Raw genomic sequence first — 21131 nt, 5'->3', positions numbered from 1 at the left:
TTGTTTTTTGTTTCGTTTTATTTTCGATGCCCATGAGCTCGCTTCTTTCCTACACATTTTTTCAATATGCCCTCATCGGTGCCTTGCTTTCGAGTGTGCTTTGCGCTTGGATCGGCACCTACGTCGTGACCCGTCGCCTCGTCATCACCGGCGGCGGCATGGCTCACGCCTCGTTGGGCGGTGTGGGAATGGGTGCGTTTTTCGGTTTCTCTCCCGTGTTGGGCGCAGCGATATTCGCACTTCTGAGCGGTTTGGGCATTGATTGGCTCAGTCGCCGCCGCGAGGTGCGCGAAGACAGCGCGGTGGCCATGATCTGGACGTTCGGCATGAGTTTGGGCATCCTTTTCGCCTATCTCGCCCCCGGTTTCATGACCGACCTGCCCTCCTATCTTTTCGGCAACATCCTCAGCATCTCTGCGGCCGACCTTTGGGCAATGGGCGCACTCACGCTCGCCACGGGATTGCTCTTTTTCTTTTTGGAACGCAGCATCGTCACCATAGCCTACGACCGTGACTTCGCCTTTTCGCAAGGACTCCCCGTGCGCACGCTCGAAATCACCCTCACCGCCCTCACCGCCCTCACCATCGTGGGCTGTCTGCGCATGGTGGGCATCGTCATGGTCATTTCGCTCCTCTCCGTTCCGCAACTCACCGCCGCCCTCTTCACGCGCAGTTTTCGCGGCATGGTCATCGCCTCGATGATCGTAGGGTTTGCCGATTGTCTTGCCGGGTTGTGGTTGTCTTACGCCCTCAACGTGCCCTCCGGCGCAGCCATCATCGTGGTGAGCGTTTCGGTCTACTTCCTTGCACGAACAATAAAGCCGTTTTTTTTGCGTTTAAGAAAATAAGACCTGCCGATTTTCCGCTTCGAGCTGTTCGCACTTCGTCGCGTTTTGTGTTTCACGGTTCACCACCTCTCAACTTCTCCGCCCATCATTCGTCGTCTGCTCCATATCGCTTTTTTGTGCGGTCTGCTCGCATCGTGCTCCACGAAGCAAAACACGGCAACCACACGCCGGTGGCAAGCATTTGTCACCCGCTACAACGTGTTTTACAACGCCACCGTGGCCTACAAAGCAGGAGAAGACGCGCAGCGCAACGGCCTCCGCGAAAACTACACCGAAGCCCTTCCGCTCTACTCCGTGGGCTATGAGAAAATGCGCTCGCTCGGCAAAAACGACTTCCAAACCGCCATCACCAAATGCGAAAAGGCTATTCAGCTCCACAGCATCCGAAAACGCCCCGTCGTCAGTGCCGACAAGCAGCGGTCGCCCCGCATGAAAGCCTACTTGTCGCGCAAGGAGTTTAACCCATTTTTGAAAAATGCATGGTTGCTCATGGGCAAGGCGCAGTTTCAACAAGGCGATTTTCTCGCCGCGGCCTCGACCTTTGCCTACATCACACGATTCTACGCCGCCGAGCCCGACGTGGCAAACGAAGCCCGCATTTGGCTTGCCCGCTGCTATGCCGAATCCAATTGGTTTTACGATGCCGAAGACGCTTTGCGACGCGTCGGAAACAGCCCCCTCTCCAAACGCTTGCAGCATGAGCGCGACCTTTCGACGGCCGGCCTCCTCCTTCGCCAACGGCGAGCCGCCGAGGCTTTACCCTATTTGCAGCGAGCCGCCGACGGCGAACGCAGCAACTTTCGCCAAGCACGCCTCTACTACGCTTTGGCGCAAACCCTCTTGTCGCTCAACCGAAAAACCGAAGCTTTTCAGGCCTTAAATCGTTGTTTGGCGCAAAATCCGCCTTACGAAATGGCTTTCCATGCCCGCATTTTGCAGACCGAAGCCCTCACCACTCCCCGAAGCGCACAGGCGATGGTGAAACGCTTGAAGCGCATGGCACGCAACGACAACAACAGCAACTACCTCGACCAAATATTCTACGCCATCGGCAACATCCACCTCAGCCGCCGCGACACCACGGCCGCCATCGAAGCCTACGAAACCGGCCGCTACCGCGCCACGCAGGCTTCGCCCGAAAAAGGCGTTTTGCTGTTGCGCCTCGGCAGTATTTATTGGGATCGCCGACGTTTCGACAAAGCACAACCCTGCTTCACCGAAGCCGTCGGACTTTTGGACAAAGACCGAGCCGACTATGCCGCCCTTGTACGTCGCTCCAAAATTCTCGACGAATTGGTGGAACACACCACCGTCGTGTTCGAGCAAGACTCACTCCTCTCGCTGGTCAATATGCCCGAAGAGGAGCGCAATCGCGTCATCGACCTCGCCATTGCCGAATATAAGCGCAAAGAGGCCAAAGCCCGAAAAGAAAAGGCCGACAGCATCGCAAGAGCCATGGCCGAAGAAAACGGAGAATCCTTGCCCGACAACAAACTCTCCGCATCGACTGCGCCGCGTATCGACAACGGCGATCGTTCGTGGTATTTCTACAACTCCCGGCTCGTCTTGCAAGGCAAACAATCGTTTGTCAAACAATGGGGACGCCGCAAAAACGAAGACGACTGGCGACGCTCCAACCGCACCGTCGTGGCCACAGCCGCCGATGAAGCCTACGACTATGCCGCCGAAGACAGCTTGCGCGCACTCGTCGATGCCCGCCGCGACAGCCTCACCGCCGCCGGAATGAGCGTGGCCGAGGTGGACAAAGACCTCGAAAAATACCGCAACCGACTTTTGGGCATCACCTCGCCCGAAGACGACGCTGCCCTCACCCCCGATGCGCAAAAAGAAACACAAGCCGAAAGCGACCCTATGCGTCGCGAACACTACCTCTCGCGCCTACCCTTCTCGCCCGAAGCACAAACCGAGGCACACCGACTCATACAAGACGGACTTTTGCACGCCGGCATCATCCAAAAGGACAAACTCGAAGACCTGCCCCTCGCCGAGGAAACACTGCTTCGCTTGGTGCGCCAATATCCCTCCTACGAACACCTCGACGAGGCCTACTACCACCTTTTCCTTTTGGCCAAACGCCGCGGTCTGGACAGCGACGCCCAACAATACCGCCAAACCCTCGCCGACTACTACCCCGACTATGCCATGACTTCTGTGGTTGTCGATCCCGATTTTGAATATAAATCGCGCTACGCCCGCCGGCTCGAAGACTCTCTTTACAGCGCCACCTACCAAGCCTATCTCGCCGGCAACTCCGACCTCGTCTCGACCAATTTCGAGATCTCCACGCGCAGCTATCCCACCGGTGCCAATCGACCGAAGTTCATGCTCGTCCATGCGCTCTCACGGCTCTCCGCCGCCCCCCGCGACACCATCGCCCGCGAACTGCGCACCCTCGCCTCCACCTATCCCAAGAGCGACGTGGCTGAAATGGCCGGCATGATTGTCCGCGGTCTCGAAAGCGGACGCACTCTGACGGGCGGCAGCAACTCGCTGAGCAGCCTTTGGGCACGCCGTGTTTCCGAAACGGCTGCCGAGAGTGCGGCATCGGGAGAAGATCGGCAACTCAATCCCGAAAAAGAAACGCGTTTTGTGTTCCTCGTGGCCTACCCCACCGACAGCCTCTCGGCCGACCGGTTGCTCTACGCGTTGGCACGCTTCAATTTTTCGAGTTTCCTCTCGCGCGGTTTCGACATCGCCAAAGAGCACACGGAGGGTTTGACACGATTTGCCGTGAGCGGATTTATTTCTTTCGACGACGTACACCGCTACACCCAGCTCCTCTTTCGCGACGGAGAATTGAGCATCATGTTGCGCCACGCCCGCATCGTCCTCATCAGCGAGCACAACCTCAAACTCCTCGGCACGCTCTACTCCTACGACGATTATCGCGCTTTCTACGACAAAAACTTCTCGCCGCTCCGCATCAATCCCGACCTGCCGCTCGACTTCGAACCGCCCGGCAGCGATCAACCGCTGCAAATCTACGAAGACGAATTGCCCGACGAACAGACGCAACGGCCGCAAAAGAAAGACAGCGGACTTGACGACGAAACGCCGCAAGAAAACACCTATGAGGATTACGACGATCAATAGCTTTCCTCTATGATTTTCTCGTAAAATCGCCGAAAAACCTACACTGCGCCTTGCACATCGCTGAAATTCAGCAATATGCAAGTGTATATGGCGGTTTAACAATATACATAAGAGGAGATTAAGTACATGATAGACAGACGAAAAGGAATGTAGACAATTTTCTCGAAAACCTACACTGTCTGCATCGTCGTGACTTCGGGCGTCGGCATCCTATCCCGATGCGATGTGTAGGTTGTACAAACGAATGTAGTTTATTCCCCATGTTGTCTACACTCGCAATAATCTAAATTTCTGCGACTTAACAGAAGAAATGTAGACAATGTAGACAAAAAAAAGAAAAACTCCCGGTAGAGGCCGAAAGTTGCTTCTTTCACGAAGAACGGCCTCACGCCCTCTTCATTTTTTCGGGATATTCCTCAATGCGTCGGGGCACATCTTACCCAAGGAGTAGAACAAACGGAGTAACGAGTAGAAAAATCTATCACTGACCTAAATTTCACGATTTGCAAAGAAATTTATCGGACAGCAATCATTCGAAACAGTAACGTTTGAATAGTATTTCCGCAATCGGCAATGACTATTCAAACGTTACTATCTCTTTTTTAGCGAACGGCAATAATCCAAAACGGTCTTTCTGTTGATGTCGGCCTTGCTTCGCGACGTCTCAACAGAAAGCCCTCAATAGGATTAAGGGATCAGAATTTTTCGGCCGCCTTGCAGATAGACTCCGCCGACACGCTTGGCGCGCAGTTCGGCCATCGAACCGGCCACTTTCCGACCTTGCAAATCGTAGACCGAGGCTGCACTTTCGGAAGAAACCAAGGTCGCGCCATCGACAACGGAAATCGGGTCGATTTTGATTTTTCCCCCACTCACGACATAGTCCAAGCCTTTCTTTTCCGGTTGCTCTTCGCTGAGCACCACACTGTGTGCCTGCGTCAAGAGGAAATTGTCAAGATTGACCAACACCTCGTATTCTCCAAAAGGAAGATGCTCCAAACGATATTCACCCGCTGCATTCGTGTGGGTTTGAGCCATGAAGTCACTTCCTTTTTTCTTCATATAAACCGCACAGATGGGAAAATCGTCTTGGGAACGTGTGGCTGGAGAAGAAGACGTGAAATTGACCTTGCCTTCAATCACACCCGTACCCGTGAGTTCGGGAAGAGGCAACGAGCCGATTGCACAAGTCATGGGTTCGGCTCCCCACCAATCGATCTGTATGACCTTTGCTTCGTTCCAAAAAGCGGCCGACGGATGATAAGTGTCAAGAAATTTTTCGGCATTTCGAGCTTTGAGAATGTATTTGCCGGCAGACAGCTCGACAGAAACGGTGTCGTTAGCGGCTTGATCGGTCGAAACGGTCTTCACCACGAAGAAGTCACCTTCGATGCCACGCCCCAATACATCCACCTCGGCTTGTTGCGGCTGTTTGTCTTTCTCCACGGTGATGCGAAGTTTGGTGAGCATGGAACTCAATACGGGATGACACATTATTTCGTCTTCTTGGAGTACCCACCCCCTAACCAACTCCACGTCGGGATTTTCCATGGACTTAACTTCATACCTATCATTGAGAGTGTAAGGCAGAAGCACAAGATACCGACCGGGAGAGAGTTCTGTAACTTTCTTGATGTCGACAAGTTCTTCTGCAAAAGTACTGTAAACTTTTAAGGTTTCCTCCGGCTTGGTCAGGATATAGTCGGTTTTCAAGATGAAACCGTCGCAAGCCAATTCTTCAAACGTACAGAAAACACCGATCTTTATCACTCCGTGCGAAACAAAGAGTTGGAAACTCAGATGTTCGTCGTCGCCACGCACCTCGTTCACGATCTCATAGCCCACATCTTCCGGCGTAGTCACATATTCGGGTTGATCGGCTCCTTCGATCTTCGTCATGTCGTAAGTATAAGGATTGCGCCGATACCACGCATAGCGATAGTACTGCTCGACGTTCTCGATGTTTTGTTCTTCCCCTTTCGAGTTGTACACCTTCACCGTGACGTCCAGCTTTTTCTGTTTTATTCCCACGTAGTTATAACTCATGTTATGCCACCAACTTTGCACTTTGGTGTAAACATTCCCAAAAAGAGCGGGTCTTTTGACCGTGACCACATTGGAAACGGCACCATCCTGCGAACCGCCGTGCATCTTCAACCGAAACAAAGTGACCAAAGAGCGGAGAGGGAAAGACGCGTTATCGTAATCGAGCTTTATGGGATCGTTATAGTCCATATACGTCAGCCATTCCGATCCTTCAATTTTATATTCAAGCGTGTAATATTCTCCCCCCAAGGTCGAGGCGACAGGAAACTTAAATTCGGCTATTTCCAAGTAGTGATTGATATGAAATGTTGCCCCAACTTGCTGTAAGCTCAGCCCTCCGAAATGCCCGGGCTCGGGTTTGGGAAGGGAAGCAATTTCGGGAACGAGTCCCTTACTGCCGGCAACAATCTCTACTTCTTGGTGATGAAAAGCCCACGCGCTACCGAATGTAGCGAAAAACAAAAGAAATAAAATCCGTTTCATGGCGTATAGATTTTAAGAGTGAAGCATGAAGAGGCGGAGTTGTCCGTTGCATTCTCATCGGCTTTCGCCTGCCCCTTGTGAATGATGCCCGAAAAATAGCTTTTTTCTCCATGAAACGTGTGTCAAATTCGGAAAACAATATGTCAAATTCGGAAAAACGCCTATTTCTCTTGATTTTTTCACGATTTCCACCTCTCCCAAGCTCTTTTTTTGTTGTAAAAGCAAAAGATTAAGGAAAACGGTTGTTTGCTATCATAAAAATAACCAACTTTGCAAAATAAGAAAGAAACAAAACAGCAGGAGTTTCGGGATCGGCGGAAAAACCGAGTTTTATTCATGACTCACCGTTCACGGCTCATCGTTCATCGAAAAGCAAGGACAACGAAACATCCTGCCGAACATCGAACTTCGGACATTGCCCTATGCTACTCTCCACCATCATCATACTCCCCATGGTCGTTTGCGCCTTTTGGTTCGTGATGCTGACGCTCGACCTCTTGGAATACGGCAATCGGGGTGCTCACCGCTCGCTGTGGCTATGGACGCTGGCTGCCACCCTGCTCTATGCCGGACACGTCTTTTTCTTCTATCGCCACAAAACGCTTCTTCCCATCACCGACAGTATCTACACGGTGTGTCATCTCTCCGTCTATCCGCTCTACCTCCGCTATCTCTGCCAGCTTACGGAGGGCGATTTCTCGCGCAAGCGCAACATCGCCGTCTTCCTGCCGCCCATATTCTTCGGTCTTGCCGTAGGCGGAGTCTATCTGGCAATGGACGGCAACGACATTGCCCGCTTCGTCGAAGTTCATCTTTACAACAATTCGTGGGAGGGGCTTCGCGGCTTGACCTTTGTTCAGGCGGTGATCCACCTGACGATCAAATATCTTTTTGCCGCAGGCGTGCTCGTCTGCATCGTTTACGGCACAATGGTGGTAAGACGCTACAACCGCTTGGTGGAGTCAATCTATTCCGACATCGAGGACAAACGCCTGCACAGCATCGAGCTGTTGTTGCAATTAATGCTGTTTACGGGCATCTTGTCTTTTGGTGTCAATACCCTCGGCCGCCACTATTTTGCGCACTCCCTTCTTCCGCTCGGCCTCATTTCCCTCTCCTTTTCGTGCCTGCTTTTTGCGCTGAACTATGTGGGCTATCGGCAAGTGTTCTCTTATGCCGACATCGACTTCTCCGCCGATGAAGAAGTCCCTGCCACGGAGGCGGAAGTGTCCGAACGAAGCGCGCCGCAATTTATCGACGATCTGGCCGTTCGCATCGAGCGGGTGATGAAGCAAGAGCTTTTGTTTTTGAATCCGACGCTCAAAGTGCGCGACGTGGCTCACAGTCTGAACACCAACAGCCGCTATGTGCAACAAGCCTTCAACGAGGTGTTGCACCACTCCTTTGCCGAATACGTCAATCGCCTGCGCATCGACCATGCCGACCGCCTCCAAAAGGAGCATCCCGACATAAAGATCAACGACCTTTGTTTCCGTTCCGGCTTTTCGTCGCCCAGTTCGTACTACCGCAATCGCAAACGCTTTCGGAAAAGATGAAGTTTTCGGAAGAAATGATGTGCTCGGAAAAACCAATACGTTCGGAAAGGTTGAGCCCTCATGCCTACTGCGGCATCGCATAGTTTCTTAAAAACGCCTCTGCCCCGACAAACCGCTCGGTTTATCGGGGCAGAGGCGTTTTTTAAGGCTCCGTTTGCAACTGTTGTTGCTGTTGCCATTTTTCTCGCGCCATGTCTTGCATATCGACGGCCTCGTCGTTTTCGTCCACGATTTCGACGCCGAGCATCGTTTCGATCACGTCTTCCATGGTGACGATGCCGCGCATGGTGCCGTATTCGTCGATGATGACGGAGATATGCTCTTTCTTGGCCAACATCTTCTCCCAAATGTTCGACACCGTTTCGTCGTCGCGAAAGGTGAGAATGGGGCGTATCAAATCGGACACCGTCTTGCCGAATTGGTCTTCCGACAGCTCTTCGAGCACCTCGGCACGCAACACATAGCCCTTGATGTATTCCTCCTCTTCGTCGTAGACGGGGATGCGGCTGTACGCATGCAGGCGTTCGTCGCCGTGTTCGTAAAATTCTTGGAGCGTCATCGTTTCGATGACCGTTGCCACCACGGGCGCGGGCGTCATGATCTGTTCGGCTTTGACCTCGCCGAGTTTCAAGAAGCTCTGTATCGCCTTGTTTTCCTTGGCCATGATGACGCCTTCCTCCTCGCCCACATTGACCATGGCCTGCACCTCTTCGCGACTCACGGAGAGCAGCGTTTGGTTGGGGGCGAACAAATGGGTGATGAGTTTCGAGAGCAACACGAGGGGATAGGTGATGAAGATGAGCACGCGAATGATGCGTGTCGCTCCGAGGGCGAGCTGTCGCCAATAGGTGGCTCCGATGACTTTGGGAATGATTTCGGAAATCACCAAAATCAGCAGCGTCATCACAGCCGAAGCCACTCCCACGGCATCGTTGCCCCAGATAATGGCAGCTTGCGCTCCCACACCGGCCGCTCCCACGGTGTGGGCTATGGTGTTGAGCGAAAGTATGGCCGCAATGGGGCGGTCGATGTCGGCTTTATATTGTTTGAGCAAAGTTGCCGTTTTCGATCCTTCTTTTTCTTTGAGAGTGGCAAAAGAAGTGGTCGTGGCCAGCAATACGGCTTCAAGCACCGAGCATAAGGAAGAAAGACAAAGGGAGAGTAGTAGATAAAAGAGCAGTAGACCCATCAGGTGTTGTGACACGACCGGCGTGTCGATTGATTTGGGCACAAATTTACACTTTTTTTTGACACAATGTGTATCTCCCCATCGTTTTTTTTGTACCTTTGCCGCGTTTCATTCAAATTTATCAGTTTTATGTTCCAAAAACCATCTCCCCAAGGGGCTGCTTTCCTCTTTCGCCGCTTCGGCCGCAAGGGCTATTCGCTCTTCGCTGCCTTAGGTAAAGAGGTGAAAATCGGCGTCTTGACGGTGGCTACGCTTTCCACGGCCGCTCCCTGCCTCGGTGCAGACCGCGCGGTGGCCGTTCGCCTTCAAGCGGACGATGCCGAGGAAGCCGTCACCCTCGACGACGATGTGCAGTTGTCCGAAGCCGTGACCACTGCTTCGCGCCCCCCCATGGCTGCCGCCGTGGCAGCTCGCCGGGTGATGACCTTAGGCCGCGCAGAGCTCGCGGCGGCGGGTGTCACCTGTGTCAACGACGTTCTTAAACTTTGCGCCGGCATCGATGTCCGCCAGCGTGGAAGTTTTGGTATGCAAACGGACATCTCCATCAATGGCGGAACCTTTGACCAAATCACCATTCTTGTCAACGGCATCCCCATCAACAATCCCCAGACCGGGCACAACGCTGCCGACTTTCCGCTCAACCTGAGCGACATCGAGCGCATCGAAATTCTCGAAGGCGCCGCCTCTCGCGTGCTCGGCACTCAGGCCTTTTCGGGTGCCGTCAATGTCGTGACGCATTCCGCCGACGAAGGCTTTCTGTTGCGTGCCGCCGGCGGATCCTACGGCACGGCCGAAGCCGAAGGGCGCGGCGCATGGCGACAAACATGGGGCGAGCGCAAACTCTCGGCCTCCGTCAGCAGTTCCTATCGCCGCTCCGACGGCGCGGTGGACAACGGCGACTTCACCGGCGGAAAACTCTTCGCCACCACTCGCTACGACGACCCTGCCTTCCGCCTCGACGCCCAGTTCGGACTTTCGTCCAACAGTTTCGGAGCCAACACTTTCTACTCCGCCGCCTACCCCAATCAGTGGGAAGCCACCGACCGCGCCCTCTTCTCCTTGAAAGGCGAAACCAAAGGGCGCATTCGCCTTTCGCCCCAACTCTCGTGGTTGCGCAACGTCGATCACTTCCAACTCATTCGCAACACCCACAAGGCCGAAAACTTCCACCGTGGCGATGTCTTCACCCTCGGTCTGAACGCTTGGACGGAATGGGCGTTGGGACGCACCGCCGTCGGAGCGGAAATGCGCGAAGAAGGCATCTACTCCACCAACCTCGGCACACCGCTTGCCCCCTCCCTTTGGGTGACCATTCCCGGCAAGATCCCCACCCCTCAACCCGACGGCAGCGTGAGCGACATCGGCGGCGGAGCGGCCTACTACACCAAACACGCCGCGCGCACCAACCTCAGCTACTTCCTCGAACACACCCTCGTGTTCGACCGCTGGACGCTCTCCCTCGGCACGCTGGCACAGCGCAACACCGCCGCAGACCACAAGTTCCGCTTCTATCCCGGCCTCGACATTGCCTATCGCCCCGCCCCCTCGTGGCGGCTCTACGCCTCGTGGAATCGCGCCCTGCGCCTGCCCACCTTCACCGACCTTTTCTACAAAAGCCCCACGCAGGAGGGCAACGTCGGCCTCCGTCCCGAGGAAAACAGCTCCTTCCGTTTCGGCAGCCGCTGGCGGCCTGCGGCCGGTGTGAGTGTAGACGTTTCGGCCTTTTATCATCGCGGCAGCAACATGATCGACTGGGTGATGTATGCCGCCAACGACAAATTCTACTCCACCAACTTCCGCCTCAACAACTACGGAGCGGGCACCACCGTCGAATTCAACGGCGACCTCCTCCTCGGCACGCGCCAACCTCTGCGCCGCCTCCGTTTGGACTATGCTTGGATGAATCAAAACCGCAAGGACACCCAAGTCATTTTCAAGTCCAACTACGCCCTCGAATATCTGCGCCACAAGTTCACCGCCGTCCTTGACCATCGCCTCTTTTCCCACTTGGGAGCGTCGTGGACGCTGCGCCTGCAAGAGCGCAACGGCAACTATCAAGAAATCGACCGCGCAACGCGCAAACCCACCGGCCGCCTCTCGGCCTACGGCACGCATGCACGCCTCGACGCCCGGCTCCATTGGACAACCGCGCGCCACACTTTCTTCGCCGACTTCCACAACCTCACCGCCCATCGTTTCTACGACATCGCCAACGTTGAGCAACCCGGCTTCTTCATCATGGCCGGCGCAAGCTGGAAGTTCTAACGTCTGCACCCTCCTATACGATCATAGGACGAGCGCACACAGTGCAAAAGAAAAATCACAAGAAGAAACCGCTTCTCTCCTTCATCGGGGCAGAAGCGGTTTCTTCTCAACTATTGAAAACAGAGAAGAATGTTTTAATCATAAAATGAAAATGATCAGAAATGAAACACCGAAAAACGACAAACACATTGCAATCCGAAAGCCGACTCCGGAACATGGAGAGACATCCGCAGTTTTGACAAGACGAATGTAAAAAAGGCTATCAAGTTTTTTTTAAAAAATCTATCATTTAGGTCTAAGTAATTGGCTATGAACAGCCTTATGAGTTACGAAATGCAGTAGGTAATGATTTAGCGACCTATCTTCCGCGATGATATACAACGCTTTGCATAACTCGAATAACCTATTGCAAAGATAAGGGTATATCGTGAGAAAAAAGAATTTTCTCCGAGTTATTTTCGTAAAGCCGTCCATTGGGGCGGCTTTTTGTTTCCCGTGTATTCTGTTTCTATGATAAATGCAGTCTCAGAAGACTGCGTTTTTTGTTCTCGCCCTGCTTCTCCGTCTGCACATCCTCCACTTATGCCCGTGTATTATGTCTGGATCGGTTGTTCGTTGTCAGTGGCAAAGGTAGTTCCGGGCTTCCACGGACAAAAAAGGTCGGGGCGGCAAGCCGTTTAGACGACAATCTCCACACTTCCATTTCATTGCAGGTAGTATTCTCGCCGTAAAACCTTGTTTGTCCTATGCCCTACCTTTTTACGCAACTGAAACGAAAACGACCGACCCGACGGAAAGACGCATAAAAAAAATGTCGGATATGCGAGAAGCAGGGTAAAAGAAAATGGAAACTCAACTCCCTCACCTCTAAAATCCGCATAAAATCAAAAAAAACAGACAAGATGAAACTGAGATACAAAATATCAATTTGGGTGGCACTTGCACTCGCAGGGTCTCTCCTTTGGGGCGGAAGCGTCTGGCTTTGGCTGGCAGGGATATGTGCAGGGAAATTCCTTATTCGGCTACTCCTTACCATCGTTTTGGCAATCGCAGCATACATCTTGGCTTATGCCCTCATCATCGGGACAATACTTTGGGTACTCATTTCTTAAACAGACAGATATATGAAAAGAAGAAGCAAAACTATCGCACAGCAATGCAGATACTACGAAGTGGACAACATCTTCGAGTATATGGTATCGGTTTACCTAAACGGGAACATATCCGCCTTTGGGGAACTATACAAGGAACTCAATCGGAAAGACAGAAAGGAGTTTATACTCTATCTCTTTTCAGAAGTTGAACCCATTCATATCCAAGAAATCATTTTAGCAACCATCTAAAAATAGGAACAATGGAAGCATTCAGATTTTACCAAGACAGAAAGGTTACTTGTTGGGAACGCACCCGATTTGAAGTAACAGCCGAGAATTACGAGGAAGCCGTTGCCCTTGTCAAGTCGTGGCAAGGTGAGGACGTGCTTTGCTTTGAGGATGATGAGAAAATCATCATCACAGACGGAGAAACCTTGTATGACACCTCCGAAAACCTATCCATAGAGGAAAATGGAGGACAGCCGACTATCGAGGTCTTTGCGGACAACGGAGAAGACATCATCAATAATACAACCCGATAACATCAAACGAATATGAGGACGGAAACAAGAACATACGAGGTATATAACCTCCACGAACTGACAAGAGAGGCACAAGCGAAGGCACACAGCCTTTGGGCGGAACATTACGACTATGCTTGGGACAGAGAGAACCGAGCCACGTTGCAAGCATTTGAACGAATATTCAATATCAAAGTGGATAGATGGTCATACGATAGTTGCACCTATTGGTATCGTTTTACTTCTCATTACAGCGAGGAGGAAGACAATCTGAAAGGAACAAGACTTCTGAAATACCTTGTCAATAACTATTGGAACGACTTGTATCTACCTAAGACCATTTGGGGACACAATTACAAGACAAAACGCAAGAGTCGTGTATTTGTTACGGACGATTGTGTGCTGACGGGCTACTATATGGACTATGAGATATTACAGCCTATATATGATTTTTTGAAATCTCCCGACCAAACCACATTATACGAACTTATGGACAGATGTTTGAATGGCTTTTTCAAGGCTTGCAGGGACGATATGGAATATCAACTCAGCGAAGAAGCCTTTGCCGAGAGTTGCGAAGCAAACAACTACGAATTTCTATCCAACGGAACATTATTCAACTGATAAAAACAACAAAGACAATGAAAGGTACAGAACATTTCAAGGATGTTATCCAAAACTATTTGGAAACGAGAGCATCATACGATGAACTCTTTGCGGAGAATTTCCGCAAGGAGAGCAAGAATATAGACGAGTGCATTACCTACATCTTGACGGAAGTTCAAAGAATGGAGTGTGCAGGTCTGTCCGATGAGGAGGTATATTCCCTTGCCGTTCACTATTACGATGAGGATAACATCGAGGTGGGCAAGTCCATCAACTGCCAAGTCGTGGTAAACCATACTATCGAACTTACAGAGGAGGAAAAAGCAGACGCACGGAAAAAGGCTATCGAGCGATACCAAGCGGAGGAATACCGCAAACTTACCGCCAAGAAACCAAAAGCGGAGAAGCAGGTGGAACAGCAGATAACCCAACCTTCATTATTCGAGTTTTAACCCTCTAAACAACGAAAGAAAAATGGACACAAAGGATTTGAACGAAGCACGTATCTATGTAGGCACTTATGCCAAGTACAACAACAGCTCATTGCAGGGCGAATGGGTGGAACTTTCGGACTTCTACGATTTGGACGGCTTTATGGAGCGTTGTGCCGAGATACACGAGGACGAGGAAGAACCTGAATATATGTTCCAAGCGTGGGAGGAAATCCCCGATGGTCTGATAGCCGAGAGCCATTTGGAGGAAACCTTCTTTGAACTTCGGGACGAGTTGGACAGACTGAACGACACGGAGAAAGAAGCCTTTTGGGTGTGGGCAGACGGCAACAACGCCCAACTCACACAAGACGCTTACAGCCTTGTGAAATCTTTCCAATCCGACTACATCGGAAATTATGCAAGCAAGGAAGATTTTGCGGAGGAACTTGCGAAAATGGAGAATGAATTATCCGATTTTGCATTGAGTTACTTCGACTTCTCCAAATATGCCGATGACCTTTTCGACACGGACTTTTGGTATAAGGACGGCTATGTATTTCGTAACAACTGATTAAGGAGGACAGATTATGAAACCGAGAAACAGATTTGAGAAGGCAGTACTTGCCGAGAGCAAAAAACTGCGACCGATAACCAAGACACAGAGCAAATGGGCTTTTCGTGAGTGTATAGACCACTTTGCCTATCGACTGCCCAAAGGTCGCACAACGTGTATGGATTGTGGGCATAGTTGGACAATGGAGAAGCCGACAGACATCTGCACCTGCCCTCATTGCAGGGCAAGGTTGCAGGTTAGGGAAACCTTTGAACGCAAGATAAGGCAGAAGCAATACTTTACGATACTTACCACTTGTGGAGAGTACCAAATACTAAGAATGTTCCTCCTTTCTGTGGAAATGGAGAAAGGTTGTAAAGCAACGTCCTGCGTTATTGAAATTGGTCAATATTGGTGGAATGCACAAGGAAGAAAGACGATTATTGCCGTTCAGAGAGTATTGGGCAAATACATCGACACCTTTTCCTATTGCTCGCCTATGGCAATCCGCAACGACAACGAAGCCTATCGCCATATATCGTACTCCCCGATATATCCCAAGTTCAAAGCGACGGACACATTCCGCAGGAATGGATTTAAGAATGATTTTCACGACATCGCACCGACCGTTCTCATTCCTGCCTTGTTGTCCGACAGCCGTGCGGAAACATTGATGAAAGCTGGAAGAACCGGGCATCTGAAATACTTCCTTAATAATTCGAGGACATTTGATGCTTGTTGGCAGTCCTACAAAGTAGCCACTCGCAACGGCTATGACATAGAGGACATTTCGATATGGTGCGACTATGTGGATATGCTCCGCAGGCTGGGCAAGGACATACACAGCCCGAAGTATGTTTGCCCCACCGACCTGCATAGGGAACACAACCGCAGACAAAGCGAACTTCGCAAACAGAGGGAAAAGGAAGAAAAGGAGAAGAAACGCCAAAAGGCAATAGAGAATGAAAAGCGTTTCCACGAACTCAAATCCAAGTTCTTCGGTCTTTGTTTCACAAACGGCACTATTCAAGTCCACGTTTTGGAGAGTGTGCAGGAACATTTGGAGGAGGGGGTGGCAATGCACCATTGCGTGTTCGATAATGCCTACTATCTCAAAGAGAACTCGCTTATTCTTTCGGCAACCATTGAGGGCAGACGGATAGAAACGATTGAGGTCAATTTGGACACGCTCAAAGTGGTGCAAAGTCGTGGCATATGCAATCAAAACACAGAATATCACGACCAAATCGTGAACCTTGTCAATGCCAACAAACGGCTAATCCGTCAGCGAATGAGACAAACAGCATAAAGTACAAACCATAAAACTATCACAGTAATGAAAGCAGAAATTGAAAGCATCGTATGCAATTGGGCGGACGAGATACCTCATATCCTTATAAGGGTAATCAATGCCATTACTCTATCCGCCAATGAAGAGGAACTGAGGGCAGCCGTCAAGCGGATAGCCGAAGAAACGGAACTTGACAAGTTCTTTGCATACGGCTATGGCGCACACCATTTTTGGCTTACCCATCGCAGGTTATCCAATGGAGAGCCAAAGGAACACAGATTATTAAAGGTTGAATTTTGAGAATATGAAGAAGAAAGTTTATAGAGTACGGACACAATACGTTTTCGAGGGAGTGTTTGAAGTGGTTGCCGAGAGCAGAGAAGAAGCACGGCAAAAGGTCATTCAGGATTGCGGATTGGTAATGGGCGGAAACGTTCACAGCACTCTTCCTGATGAGGAAATCAATTGGGCTTTCTCCACCCACCCCGAAATAAGGACGGGACGGATAACCATTCAAGAAGAACAGACGGAGTAAAGCGGTCGGCAGATTTGCCGACCGCTCCTTTCTTTTGTGAGCTTCGGGCGGACAAAGAAAGGAGCAAAGAAACCCCGATGAAAAATACCTCGTTACTTTTGACGGTGAGTTGAGACGGCTCAAAAGTAACAAAAAGCCACTATAAAAACAATCTTGTATCTAATTCATGAGATGTATTGCAAGAAACTATATGTATATCTTAAAATCCTCAATAAATTCTCGTTCTATACTTGAGAATTTGCGTTGAGATGGAATAAATCTGCGCAGTTGCTCCAATGCCTCGTCTATATTGGAAGAAATTTCAGTTATTTCTCCAATCTTATTTGATATTTGTATCGGCAAACCATACTCATCCATTGGTATTACATAAGGAGACATAAAATAACATTCAACCAAACTGGCAAAGTAGGAGTAATCACACAAAGGCAGGTTGTTCTTTCTGAAAATATCATTTGCAATATCTCCTAAACTCATCAGATAACGAGGAAATTGAAAATTTATCCAATGTCGCTGAATATCAAAAGCCAACTCTATAGCATTGTTAATAGAGTCTGGAGTTTGGGCATCTTCTGCTTCTATAATTGTAGCAATAAAGTTCTTAATACTTCCCGCTGCTCTAAATTGATTAAGTCTGAAATGCAACTGTTTCCCAGAACTCACTCCATATATTCGATTCTTTGGGGCCACAAAAGATTGCCAAATTAGCAGGCATGCTAACTTAAGCTGCTCATTGGTTGGATACTGTTCCCATTTCATTAAGCTATGAATTCTATTCAGTCTGCTTTGAATGAAACTTGCTAATTGTAACTGTTTGTCTAAATCTATATATGAATTTTTCTTTAATGTCTCTTGAGACAAAACATCTTGTTCAAAATACTTCTCTAATTTCCGTTTAGAGGATTCGTTTAAATCTTCAATATCAACATTAATCAGTAGCTTTTCTGGAGCATCATCAGTTTGTGAGAAAATCGGGAAATCTACTGAAGGCAACTCGGCGACAGGTGGCTCGTGAAAAAGATAAATATGTCCGATGAAATGGGAAAACATTCTGCCAGATCGACCACATATATTGTTAAATGTGAAATAATCAAATCTTGTTTTTGCAATTTTGTTATCATACACGATTACGTTCTTTGCCTTTGTATTTACACCCTCTATTAAAGTGGATGTACAAATAAGGTATCTGATTTTCCCTTCATTAAACAGCTTGATACATTTTTGGGCTATTGCTCGTGGAATTTTCCCGTGATGTATGCCTATCCCATATTCCAAACAATCTGGTAGAATCCATTGGGAATGATAATTACTTCTTAACCAATCAGCCAAATCCTTATTTTCATCTGTCCTTTCAAACTTATTACTATTGAAAAATGCTTTGGCTACTTTATTGGCACTTGCCGGAGATTGACAAAAAATTAAAGTCGGATCTTCCAAAGAAGAACTCAGTTCAATAAGCCGTTCAATAGAGTCTTCTCCATTTTTCAGATTTACCTGATGGCGTTCTGAGACGACAGTCTTGTAATCGGTTTTTATAAATTTAAATTTGATGTTATCCAATAAGGAGGTTGTCACTTGTTCTATATTGGGTCCTAAAAGATAGAATTGGGCATCTTTTTTTACCAACATATAGAACACTTGATTTAAAACATGGCATCTTTCCTCATCAGTTTTTTGAGGACTTAACTTGTAGAACTCATCTATTACAAAGAAGTCTACATTTACATCGGGGATTATTTCTATTGCCCTTTCTTGAGTCAAGATGAAAATATTACGTTGAGAAAAAGACTGGCTTGGATGAGTGATTATTTTATATGAGTCTTTAAATTTAGATAATCGTTTTCGGGTTTCATCAATCAATGCGATTGTTGGAACTATAATAAAGATATTTGAATGTTGTTGTGAGGCTATGATGGAATCAATAATAAGGCTTTTCCCAAAACTTGTAGGAGCACTTAGAACAACATTTTCCCCTCTTAAAAGAGTGTAATAGACTTCTGCTTGTGCATGATGAAAAACAATGTTTTCTTTGAATCCAGAGGGACGATGTACCTCATAGGCTATGGTATCTTTTAAAGATAAATTTTCTTCTTCCAGATAAGGAAAAAGTCCTACCTGACGAACCAAACTATGAATCATTGTCTCCATCCCTTGAAAATCCTCAATCCTTGACAATAATCGCAGAACAAACTCCTGCCCAACAGATTGTTCGGTTACAACGAGAATCTCAACCTCTTTTATGATTTGAAATCTATCTGTATCATCAGAAAAATTTCTTCTTAATATAGTTCGCAACTCTTCTTTTTTCATAACTTTTGCCAGATTTTAAGTTTAGACTCAAGGGAGTTTATTAGTTCCGCTTTCGTATTTAGCGGGAACAAAAATAGATGTATTGTCAAGGGGAAATCACCTAACTTATCACAAAAGTTTTTATGAATTCGCTGAAACTCTTCTGTTATTTCCTGAATATATTCTTCACACTTATAGTTATACTTTGCAAGTGTGTTAGAATCATATGTTAGCAGTACTGGAATACATGTATTTGGGAATACATCATCTAATGAAGTATGAGGATGAAGTAAAGTCTTTAATCTATCTGCATGCGGCCAATTTACATCTATCTTATTAGTAATGGCAACAAACTCATCTTTTACATACTTCACTTCAATATGTTGGTTTAATTCTTTAATTACGTCAGAAATAGCATTGTATATATTATCATAGAACTTAGCTTCTCCCAACCACAGCTCTAAAGCCTCATCTGTAACCACCACATGCACGGCGTCGAATCCCTTTACCGTATCGTTTGGAGCATCTTTATAATATATCTTACTGATTGCAGGAACTGTATTATAAGTTTCACGAATTATAGCGTGCAATAACAACTCTCCAAACTCACCTCTATTTTTGAATTTTTCAGATTGATAAATGCTCTTGGCTACTTGTCGCATTTTGGCGACTACATTTTCTCCTCTAAGATTTTCAAATTCAGAATATGTCAAAGCAAATTCCGGCAGATATTCGAAAAGATAATCTACTAATTGTTCTTTTCTCCATTGACGACTTTCAAATCCTGCACATACTCCATGTAAATCTGGGAAAGTGTCGTCTTTATGAATTATGATATTGAAAAAGTGAGGTTTCATAAATTTTACCTTACAGAATTTCTTGCAAAGTTACTCATTCATAGCGAGAAAGGCGAATAAAACAACAAGAATACGCCTCTTGCGGAGCATAAAAATGTCGCAAGAGGCGTATTTGATAATCAGGGTACATAAAACAGGGCAAACTCCACCCTTCGTCGTTTAACCAGTCCTCTGAGGACTTTGCCCTTATATCGACAGAAAGAGATAAATTCACGGTAGAAATTCCTGTCGCCCGACTCTATCTTCCGCAGTAGTCTGCTTTTGAGGTGTTTCCCGTATCCCAGCAACCTGCCCGTCCCGACATTGTAGGACAAGACGGCAAGCAGCAGGGCATCCTTGCCGTAATCCTTAAACATCGTCAGACGCTTCGTCAGGTCTGCCCGAAGCAAGGAATCCGCCTGCCGTTCCGTCATCGCCACCGTGAACGGCTCTCCGGGCAGAAGCCGATGTCCGTAACCTACATAGGGATACTCCTTCCAAGTATGTAAGCCCTCGAAGTACTTGATACAGACAATAGCACGCTCAAAAGGTGGCAACGAGAGCAGGGCACTCCTTCCGTCCTGAGCGGAAAGCCGTAAGCAGGAAAGGCAGACAAGACACAAGACAACAAGTTTACTTCTTGTTCTCATTCGGTTTCTCCTTTTCCTCGTCCCTTTGGCTGTTGAACTCAAACGAGAGTTTTGCCGTCTGTCCGAAATTATCCTCCACATACACGTCTATCGTCTGCTGGTCGGTGGAAACGGAGGTGTAATATAGCCTGAACTCCTCTTTCGTAAGCGGGTAACGGTCATTGGGCTTGAAAACCGTGCCGTTATCCATCTTCAATCTCCCCTTCCCGTCGGGCTGAAAGTACCTAATGGTATAGCGTGCATCATCAAACCGTCCCTGCCGTTTGAGCGTGCAGCGTATCTCCGCCGTCTGTCCTTTGACAATATGCTTTTGCACCGGCATTGTCTCTACCGTGAACGGGTACGCCTGCTGAATATCCAACTCATGATTACAAGCAGATAAACAAAACCCTGCGAGGGCAAGCACTCCCATTACCCAAATCGTATTCAATATTTTCTTTTTCATCTTTCATTATCGTTTTGTTGTTATAACATTGTTCCCTGCATTCTTGGAAAGCAGAAACTCATTCAAATCCTTATGGTCGGCATACAGGGAGGAACGGTCGATGACCTTCTCCCCGAAGCACTCATGCAATCTCTGAAAAGTCCTTCGCCCCGCATCGTCATTGTCGAGGAAGCAGTCAATTCTATTATAGCCGTGCAAGGCTTTCACCGCCTTCTCCACGTTGGAAACGGAATTAAGGACAAGCCAGTCCGAAGCGATGATGCCTAACTGCATAGCCGAGAGGTAATCCATCGTAGAGTCAACCAGCAAGTGCAAAATTATGATATTCTTTTGTAGAACTCCGATTTAGGTGTTTCAAAATCGAGTTTTTGTCTTGGTC

General features: G+C 48.5%; 19 protein-coding genes and 1 pseudogene. 13 read left to right on the top strand and 7 right to left on the bottom strand.

The window, feature by feature from the left end; genetic code table 11:
- Nucleotides 1–32 precede the first annotated feature (32 nt).
- Both EII14_RS03260 and EII14_RS03255 read left to right on the top strand, forming a co-directional pair.
- The gene (locus EII14_RS03260; RefSeq protein ID WP_124931137.1) at nucleotides 33–848 is read left to right on the top strand and encodes a metal ABC transporter permease; all 816 of its coding nucleotides are present in this window, start codon (nucleotides 33–35) and stop codon (nucleotides 846–848) included.
- Nucleotides 849–893: 45 nt separating this feature from the next.
- Nucleotides 894–3962 carry a tetratricopeptide repeat protein gene (locus tag EII14_RS03255; RefSeq protein ID WP_124931136.1) on the top strand — a complete coding sequence of 1023 codons (3069 nt, stop codon included), beginning with the start codon at nucleotides 894–896 and terminating at the stop codon, nucleotides 3960–3962.
- A gap of 687 nt (nucleotides 3963–4649) precedes the next feature.
- Here EII14_RS03255 and EII14_RS03250 read toward each other — a convergent pair.
- Nucleotides 4650–6491 (bottom strand): carboxypeptidase-like regulatory domain-containing protein, encoded by a 1842-nt coding sequence (locus EII14_RS03250; protein ID WP_124931135.1) that lies wholly within the window; start codon nucleotides 6489–6491, stop codon nucleotides 4650–4652.
- A 422-nt stretch (nucleotides 6492–6913) separates the two neighbouring features.
- Between EII14_RS03250 and EII14_RS03245 the strand changes: the two genes are divergently transcribed.
- Complete coding sequence (locus EII14_RS03245; protein WP_124931134.1) at nucleotides 6914–8047, top strand: helix-turn-helix domain-containing protein; 1134 nt, start codon at nucleotides 6914–6916, stop codon at nucleotides 8045–8047.
- A 142-nt stretch (nucleotides 8048–8189) separates the two neighbouring features.
- Here the strand turns inward: EII14_RS03245 and EII14_RS03240 are convergent, their stop codons facing one another.
- Nucleotides 8190–9278 carry a CNNM domain-containing protein gene (locus EII14_RS03240; protein ID WP_370241801.1) on the bottom strand — a complete coding sequence of 363 codons (1089 nt, stop codon included), beginning with the start codon at nucleotides 9276–9278 and terminating at the stop codon, nucleotides 8190–8192.
- An 87-nt stretch (nucleotides 9279–9365) separates the two neighbouring features.
- Between EII14_RS03240 and EII14_RS03235 the strand changes: the two genes are divergently transcribed.
- From EII14_RS03235 to EII14_RS03185, 10 genes are all read left to right on the top strand, one after another.
- A complete protein-coding gene (locus tag EII14_RS03235; protein ID WP_124931133.1) occupies nucleotides 9366–11501 on the top strand; it encodes a TonB-dependent siderophore receptor in 2136 nt (711 codons plus the stop codon).
- Between the two features lie 902 nt (nucleotides 11502–12403).
- Nucleotides 12404–12613 carry a hypothetical protein gene (locus EII14_RS09655; protein ID WP_124931132.1) on the top strand — a complete coding sequence of 70 codons (210 nt, stop codon included), beginning with the start codon at nucleotides 12404–12406 and terminating at the stop codon, nucleotides 12611–12613.
- A 12-nt stretch (nucleotides 12614–12625) separates the two neighbouring features.
- Nucleotides 12626–12844, top strand: coding sequence for a hypothetical protein (locus tag EII14_RS03220; protein WP_075588757.1), 219 nt, complete (start codon nucleotides 12626–12628; stop codon nucleotides 12842–12844).
- An 11-nt stretch (nucleotides 12845–12855) separates the two neighbouring features.
- Nucleotides 12856–13137, top strand: coding sequence for a hypothetical protein (locus EII14_RS03215; RefSeq protein WP_124931131.1), 282 nt, complete (start codon nucleotides 12856–12858; stop codon nucleotides 13135–13137).
- Nucleotides 13138–13149: 12 nt separating this feature from the next.
- Nucleotides 13150–13740, top strand: coding sequence for a hypothetical protein (locus EII14_RS03210; RefSeq protein ID WP_124931130.1), 591 nt, complete (start codon nucleotides 13150–13152; stop codon nucleotides 13738–13740).
- A gap of 17 nt (nucleotides 13741–13757) precedes the next feature.
- The gene (locus EII14_RS03205; RefSeq protein ID WP_124931129.1) at nucleotides 13758–14174 is read left to right on the top strand and encodes a PcfK-like family protein; all 417 of its coding nucleotides are present in this window, start codon (nucleotides 13758–13760) and stop codon (nucleotides 14172–14174) included.
- A 22-nt stretch (nucleotides 14175–14196) separates the two neighbouring features.
- Complete coding sequence (locus EII14_RS03200) at nucleotides 14197–14727, top strand: antirestriction protein ArdA (RefSeq protein ID WP_124931128.1); 531 nt, start codon at nucleotides 14197–14199, stop codon at nucleotides 14725–14727.
- A 16-nt stretch (nucleotides 14728–14743) separates the two neighbouring features.
- Nucleotides 14744–16018: a PcfJ domain-containing protein gene (locus EII14_RS03195; RefSeq protein WP_124931127.1), complete on the top strand. Its 1275-nt coding sequence runs from the start codon at nucleotides 14744–14746 to the stop codon at nucleotides 16016–16018.
- Between the two features lie 27 nt (nucleotides 16019–16045).
- The gene (locus EII14_RS03190; protein ID WP_124931126.1) at nucleotides 16046–16300 is read left to right on the top strand and encodes a hypothetical protein; all 255 of its coding nucleotides are present in this window, start codon (nucleotides 16046–16048) and stop codon (nucleotides 16298–16300) included.
- 4 nt (nucleotides 16301–16304) lie between these two features.
- Entirely contained in the window at nucleotides 16305–16535 is a 231-nt protein-coding gene (locus EII14_RS03185) for a hypothetical protein (RefSeq protein WP_124931125.1), read from the top strand.
- A 186-nt stretch (nucleotides 16536–16721) separates the two neighbouring features.
- Here the strand turns inward: EII14_RS03185 and EII14_RS03180 are convergent, their stop codons facing one another.
- The 5 genes and pseudogenes from EII14_RS03180 to EII14_RS03160 form a co-directional block, all read right to left on the bottom strand.
- Nucleotides 16722–18842: a DEAD/DEAH box helicase gene (locus tag EII14_RS03180; RefSeq protein ID WP_124931124.1), complete on the bottom strand. Its 2121-nt coding sequence runs from the start codon at nucleotides 18840–18842 to the stop codon at nucleotides 16722–16724.
- Complete coding sequence (locus EII14_RS03175; RefSeq protein ID WP_124931123.1) at nucleotides 18839–19678, bottom strand: DUF1837 domain-containing protein; 840 nt, start codon at nucleotides 19676–19678, stop codon at nucleotides 18839–18841. The genes EII14_RS03180 and EII14_RS03175 overlap by 4 nt, the downstream gene beginning before the upstream one ends.
- 119 nt (nucleotides 19679–19797) lie before the next feature.
- Nucleotides 19798–20307, bottom strand: a complete 510-nt coding sequence (locus EII14_RS03170) for a lysozyme (protein ID WP_124931122.1) — start codon at nucleotides 20305–20307, stop codon at nucleotides 19798–19800.
- A complete protein-coding gene (locus tag EII14_RS03165; RefSeq protein ID WP_124931121.1) occupies nucleotides 20291–20752 on the bottom strand; it encodes a DUF3872 domain-containing protein in 462 nt (153 codons plus the stop codon). Before EII14_RS03165 ends, EII14_RS03170 begins: the two co-directional genes overlap by 17 nt.
- A 6-nt stretch (nucleotides 20753–20758) precedes the next feature.
- Nucleotides 20759–21043 (bottom strand): annotated as a pseudogene (locus tag EII14_RS03160) (toprim domain-containing protein); the annotation flags it as partial.
- Nucleotides 21044–21131: the final 88 nt, after the last annotated feature.

The organism is Alloprevotella sp. OH1205_COT-284, from assembly GCF_003859795.1.
Lineage (GTDB): Bacteria > Bacteroidota > Bacteroidia > Bacteroidales > Bacteroidaceae > Alloprevotella.
The sequence above is the reverse complement of the archived record's forward strand: the minus strand, read 5'-3'. Positions and strand labels throughout refer to the sequence as shown.